At 51.4% G+C, this 6316-nt stretch carries 2 tRNA genes and 3 rRNA genes; all 5 read left to right on the plus strand.

What is annotated here, in order from left to right:
- Nucleotides 1-759: 759 nt before the first annotated feature.
- Nucleotides 760-2297 (plus strand): 16S ribosomal RNA (locus L1889_RS17785).
- Nucleotides 2298-2392: 95 nt separating this feature from the next.
- Nucleotides 2393-2469 (plus strand) — tRNA-Ile (locus L1889_RS17790).
- An 11-nt stretch (nucleotides 2470-2480) separates the two neighbouring features.
- Nucleotides 2481-2556: transfer RNA gene (locus L1889_RS17795), tRNA-Ala, on the plus strand.
- Nucleotides 2557-2974: 418 nt separating this feature from the next.
- Nucleotides 2975-5859, plus strand: a 23S ribosomal RNA gene (locus tag L1889_RS17800).
- A gap of 200 nt (nucleotides 5860-6059) precedes the next feature.
- A 5S ribosomal RNA gene (gene rrf / locus L1889_RS17805) occupies nucleotides 6060-6173 on the plus strand.
- The 16S, 23S and 5S rRNA genes sit together here with 2 tRNA genes alongside, the layout of an rRNA operon.
- Nucleotides 6174-6316 lie beyond the last annotated feature (143 nt).

Consider the following 6316-nt stretch of genomic DNA (forward strand, 5'->3'; position numbering starts at 1 on the left):
CCGCTTAGCCCAAAGGGCAGCTTCAAATCATCACAGTGTTTTTGCAATGAGTGGCAACGGCACTTCGGTGCCAGCCGTTAACTTTTAGTTGACAGCCAGCAAAAAGCAGTGCTATAGTTTACTGCTTCGCTACTGCAGCGGCTTTTGTGAAAACGAAAGCAGGCCATAGCCAGAAGCGAAAGAGAAGCAGGAAGCTAAGTAGTAAGCAAGTAGCAAACAAGTGGGAAGACGGCAGCGCAGTTATTGCCGGGCAGGTAGCAGTACAGCAGGGACGTAAACCTCAATGTTTAACGGTCGTGTTTAAGGTGCCAGGAAGTACGGTGCTGACACGGCGTTTAAGTATTTAGGTTTACGAGAGATCGAGGCAGGTGGGTTAGGCGGTATGTTGAAAGTGTTTTAGTTTTACTTCTTCCAACAAATTGCTTGACAAACAAATTTAGATGCTTCATAATCTCGTTTCTCTGGTTGCGGTGCACCACTTCGGTGGGCCGGCAGGCAGTGCAGAATAACGCAGTACAGGCAGTATGGATGTTGATTGTGACCAATTGATGTCGACCCGTTCTTTAAAAATTTAACAGCCGATAAGTGTGGGCGCTTGGAATGAGTGAGCCAATCTTCTCACGAAGATTCGCCACAAAGTTAAAATCAAGTGCTCACATAAAGAAGTTTTTAGTATTGCCTTGTGCATACACTGAAGATTTCTTTGAGTACACTCCGCTGAGTCCTATTTATAGGGCGAAGCAAACGAAAACAGAGATTAAACTGAAGAGTTTGATCCTGGCTCAGATTGAACGCTAGCGGGATGCTTTACACATGCAAGTCGAACGGCAGCACGAGAGAGCTTGCTCTCTTGGTGGCGAGTGGCGGACGGGTGAGTAATATATCGGAACGTGCCCAGTAGCGGGGGATAACTACTCGAAAGAGTGGCTAATACCGCATACGCCCTACGGGGGAAAGGGGGGATTCTTTTAGAACCTCTCACTATTGGAGCGGCCGATATCGGATTAGCTAGTTGGTGGGGTAAAGGCCTACCAAGGCGACGATCCGTAGCTGGTTTGAGAGGACGACCAGCCACACTGGGACTGAGACACGGCCCAGACTCCTACGGGAGGCAGCAGTGGGGAATTTTGGACAATGGGGGGAACCCTGATCCAGCCATCCCGCGTGTATGATGAAGGCCTTCGGGTTGTAAAGTACTTTTGACAGGGAAGAAACGGCACTGCCTAATAAGCGGTGCTAATGACGGTACCTGTAGAATAAGCACCGGCTAACTACGTGCCAGCAGCCGCGGTAATACGTAGGGTGCAAGCGTTAATCGGAATTACTGGGCGTAAAGGGTACGCAGGCGGCTAGGAAAGAAGGATGTGAAATCCCAGGGCTCAACCTTGGAACTGCATTCTTAACTGCCTAGCTAGAGTATGTCAGAGGGGGTAGAATTCCACGTGTAGCAGTGAAATGCGTAGATATGTGGAGGAATACCGATGGCGAAGGCAGCCCCCTGGGATAATACTGACGCTCAGGTACGAAAGCGTGGGGAGCAAACAGGATTAGATACCCTGGTAGTCCACGCCCTAAACGATGTCAACTAGCTGTTGGGGCCAATAGGCTTTAGTAGCGCAGCTAACGCGTGAAGTTGACCGCCTGGGGAGTACGGTCGCAAGATTAAAACTCAAAGGAATTGACGGGGACCCGCACAAGCGGTGGATGATGTGGATTAATTCGATGCAACGCGAAAAACCTTACCTACGCTTGACATGTCTGGAATCCTTAAGAGATTGAGGAGTGCCCGCAAGGGAACCGGAACACAGGTGCTGCATGGCTGTCGTCAGCTCGTGTCGTGAGATGTTGGGTTAAGTCCCGCAACGAGCGCAACCCTTGTCATTAGTTGCTACGAAAGAGCACTCTAATGAGACTGCCGGTGACAAACCGGAGGAAGGTGGGGATGACGTCAAGTCCTCATGGCCCTTATGCGTAGGGCTTCACACGTCATACAATGGTCAGGACAGAGGGTCGCCAACCCGCGAGGGGGAGCTAATCCCAGAAACCTGATCGTAGTCCGGATCGCAGTCTGCAACTCGACTGCGTGAAGTCGGAATCGCTAGTAATCGCGGATCAGAATGCCGCGGTGAATACGTTCCCGGGTCTTGTACACACCGCCCGTCACACCATGGAAGTGGGTTTCACCAGAAGTAGGTAGCCTAACCGCAAGGAGGGCGCTTACCACGGTGGGATTCATGACTGGGGTGAAGTCGTAACAAGGTAGCCGTATCGGAAGGTGCGGCTGGATCACCTCCTTTCAGAGCGCGTGCTCACGAAGCGAAAGCGTCCACACTTATTGGCTGTTAACAAGTTCCATGACCAAGGTCGATCAACACCTGGCAACACAACAATTGGGTCAGTAGCTCAGTCGGTTAGAGCACCGTCTTGATAAGGCGGGGGTCGTTGGTTCGATTCCAACTTGACCCACCACGATTTACCTCGGGGGATTAGCTCAGCTGGGAGAGCACCTGCTTTGCAAGCAGGGGGTCGTCGGTTCGATCCCGTCATCCTCCACCATTATTTTAGCGGTGTTGATTGGGTTGGCGTTTACTTGCCAACAGCGTTGTTGGCAAGTTTGGTTCATGGAAGGAATTGAGACATTGCACGCCTCGGCGTTGGCCGAAAAAAGCGGTGTATGGCTCAGTTCAACGACCAGTATCGTTTTTTTAGACGGTACTGCTCGTTGGGCTGATTAGCTCGATGGTTTTAACTTGTTCTTTAACAATCTGGAAAAAGCACAACGAAGTGTATTCATGATGCATCGCGATAATATATCGGGATGTGTGAATATGCGGGTTGTGATTGCAAAATCAACAATTTTGTTCAAATAGTTCTCAATATAGATAGCGCATTGATTAATCAATGTGGATATTGTGAGTGATGAACGGCACAACGCGAAAACTCATAATCCTATAATTAGCCTAAAGCGTTATAGGATCAAGCGAATAAGTGCATGCGGCGGATGCCTTGGCGATCACAGGCGATGAAGGACGTGGTAGTCTGCGAAAAGCTACGGGGAGCTGACAAACAAGCTTTGATCCGTAGATGTCCGAATGGGGGAACCCACGACAGCGATGTCGTATCCTACACTGAATACATAGGTGTAGCGAAGCTAACCAGGTGAACTGAACCATCTCAGTAGCCTGAGGAAAAGAAATCAACCGAGATTCCGGAAGTAGTGGCGAACGAAACCGGACCAGCCTTAACGTGATAGTCGATTTGATAGTTGAATGATCTGGAAAGGTCAACCGTAGTGGGTGATAGTCCCGTAAGCGAAATCAAATCGGTGGTACTAGGCGTTAGACAAGTAGGGCGGGACACGTGAAATCCTGTCTGAATATGGGGGGACCATCCTCCAAGGCTAAATACTCGTGATCGACCGATAGTGAACCAGTACCGTGAGGGAAAGGCGAAAAGAACCCCGGAAGGGGAGTGAAATAGATCCTGAAACCGCATGCATACAAACAGTAGGAGCACCTTCGGGTGTGACTGCGTACCTTTTGTATAATGGGTCAGCGACTTACATTCAGTGGCAAGCTTAACCGAATAGGGGAGGCGTAGCGAAAGCGAGTCCGAATAGGGCGAATCAGTCGCTGGGTGTAGACCCGAAACCAGGCGATCTATCCATGGTCAGGTTGAAGGCACGGTAACACGTGCTGGAGGACCGAACCCACTAATGTTGAAAAATTAGGGGATGAACTGTGGATTGGAGTGAAAGGCTAAACAAGCCTGGAGATAGCTGGTTCTCTCCGAAAACTATTTAGGTAGTGCCTCGCGTATTACTGTCGGGGGTAGAGCACTGTTATGGCTAGGGGGTCACAGCGACTTACCAACCCATGGCAAACTCCGAATACCGACAAGTACAGCGCGGGAGACAGAGCACCGGGTGCTAACGTCCGGACTCAAGAGGGAAACAACCCAGACCGCCAGCTAAGGTCCCTAAAACGGGCTAAGTGGGAAACGAAGTGGGAAGGCATAGACAGTCAGGAAGTTGGCTTAGAAGCAGCCATCTTTTAAAGAAAGCGTAATAGCTCACTGATCGAGTCGTCCTGCGCGGAAGATGTAACGGGGCTAAGCCGGTTACCGAAGCTGCGGATGTGCACGTTTACGTGCACGTGGTAGGAGAGCGTTCTGTAGGCCTGCGAAGGTAGCTTGTAAAGGCTGCTGGAGGTATCAGAAGTGAGAATGCTGACATGAGTAGCGATAAAGGGGGTGAAAAGCCCCCTCGCCGTAAGTCCAAGGTTTCCTGCGCAACGTTCATCGGCGCAGGGTGAGTCGGCCCCTAAGGCGAGGCAGAGATGCGTAGCTGATGGGAAGCGGGTTAATATTCCCGCACCATTGTAAAGTGCGATGGGGGGACGGATCGCGGAAGGTCATCGGAGTGTTGGACGTCTCCGTTGGGGCATCGAAGAAGGCGCTTAGGCAAATCCGGGCGCGTAATTCAAGGGTGTCACTGAATAGGGCTACGGCCCTAAACTGATTGGAAGTGGTTCCAAGAAAAGCCTCTAAGCTTCAGCTTTACAAGACCGTACCGCAAACCGACACAGGTGGACGGGATGAATATTCCAAGGCGCTTGAGAGAACTCAGGAGAAGGAACTCGGCAAATTAATACCGTAACTTCGGGAGAAGGTATGCCCTGGTAGTGTGAGGTGCTTGCGCACTGAGCATGAAGGGGCCGCAGAGAAATGGTGGCTGCGACTGTTTATTAAAAACACAGCACTCTGCAAACACGAAAGTGGACGTATAGGGTGTGACGCCTGCCCGGTGCCGGAAGGTTAAGTGATGGGGTGCAAGCTCTTGATCGAAGCCCCGGTAAACGGCGGCCGTAACTATAACGGTCCTAAGGTAGCGAAATTCCTTGTCGGGTAAGTTCCGACCTGCACGAATGGCGTAACGATGGCCACACTGTCTCCTCCTGAGACTCAGCGAAGTTGACGTGGTTGTGATGATGCAATCTACCCGCGGCTAGACGGAAAGACCCCATGAACCTTTACTGTAGCTTTGCATTGGATTGTGAACCGGCCTGTGTAGGATAGGTGGGAGGCATTGAAGCGTGGACGCTAGTCTGCGTGGAGCCAACCTTGAAATACCACCCTGGTCGTTTTATGGTTCTAACCTAGGTCCGTTATCCGGATCGGGGACCGTGCATGGTGGGCAGTTTGACTGGGGCGGTCTCCTCCTAAAGTGTAACGGAGGAGTTCGAAGGTACGCTAGATACGGTCGGAAATCGTGTCGATAGTGCAATGGCATAAGCGTGCTTAACTGTGAGACTGACACGTCGAACAGGTACGAAAGTAGGACATAGTGATCCGGTGGTTCTGTATGGAAGGGCCATCGCTCAACGGATAAAAGGTACTCTGGGGATAACAGGCTGATACCGCCCAAGAGTTCATATCGACGGCGGTGTTTGGCACCTCGATGTCGACTCATCTCATCCTGGGGCTGTAGCCGGTCCCAAGGGTATGGCTGTTCGCCATTTAAAGAGGTACGTGAGTTGGGTTTAAAACGTCGTGAGACAGTTTGGTCCCTATCTGCCGTGGGCGTTGGATACTTGACGGAGCCTGCTCCTAGTACGAGAGGACCGGAGTGGACGTACCGCTGGTGTATCGGTTGTCATGCCAATGGCATTGCCGAGTAGCTAAGTACGGAAGAGATAACCGCTGAAGGCATCTAAGCGGGAAACTCGTCTGAAGATTAGGTATCCCGGGAGCTTGACTCCCCTGAAGGGTCGTTCGAGACCAGAACGTTGATAGGCTGGGTGTGGAAGTGCAGTAATGCACGTAGCTAACCAGTACTAATTGCCCGTGAGGCTTGATCCTATAACCGTTTAGGTTAGTGGGTTTTCAAGTGTCGTTCAGAAACAAAAAAACGCAATACCACACACGCAAATGACATGAATACATGGTTCAGACAGCCTCACGCCCCCAGGGCGAGGCTGTTGACACCGCATTGTGCTTTTTCCCAGATTGGCCTTTTGGGCTCAACGATGCGTTGAGCGCGAGGGGCACGCAAGTTTACGCTTGACGACCATAGCAAGGTGGCACCACCCCTTTTCCATTCCGAACAGGACCGTGAAACGCCTTTGCGCCGATGATAGTGGACGGACGTCTGTGAAAGTAGGTCATCGTCAGGCACTTATACGAAAAACCCCCGCTCGTGATCGAGTGGGGGTTTTTTTACGTCTGCTGCTTTCGCGCCCTGCAGCCCGTGCCGGGCTCTGCGTTTGCCGGGCCAGCCCGGCTCTTGCTAGCCAAACAGACCGTATTCATCCAGTAG

Source organism: Paenalcaligenes niemegkensis (genome assembly GCF_022230885.1).
GTDB classification, from domain to species: Bacteria; Pseudomonadota; Gammaproteobacteria; order Burkholderiales; family Burkholderiaceae_B; genus Paenalcaligenes; species Paenalcaligenes niemegkensis.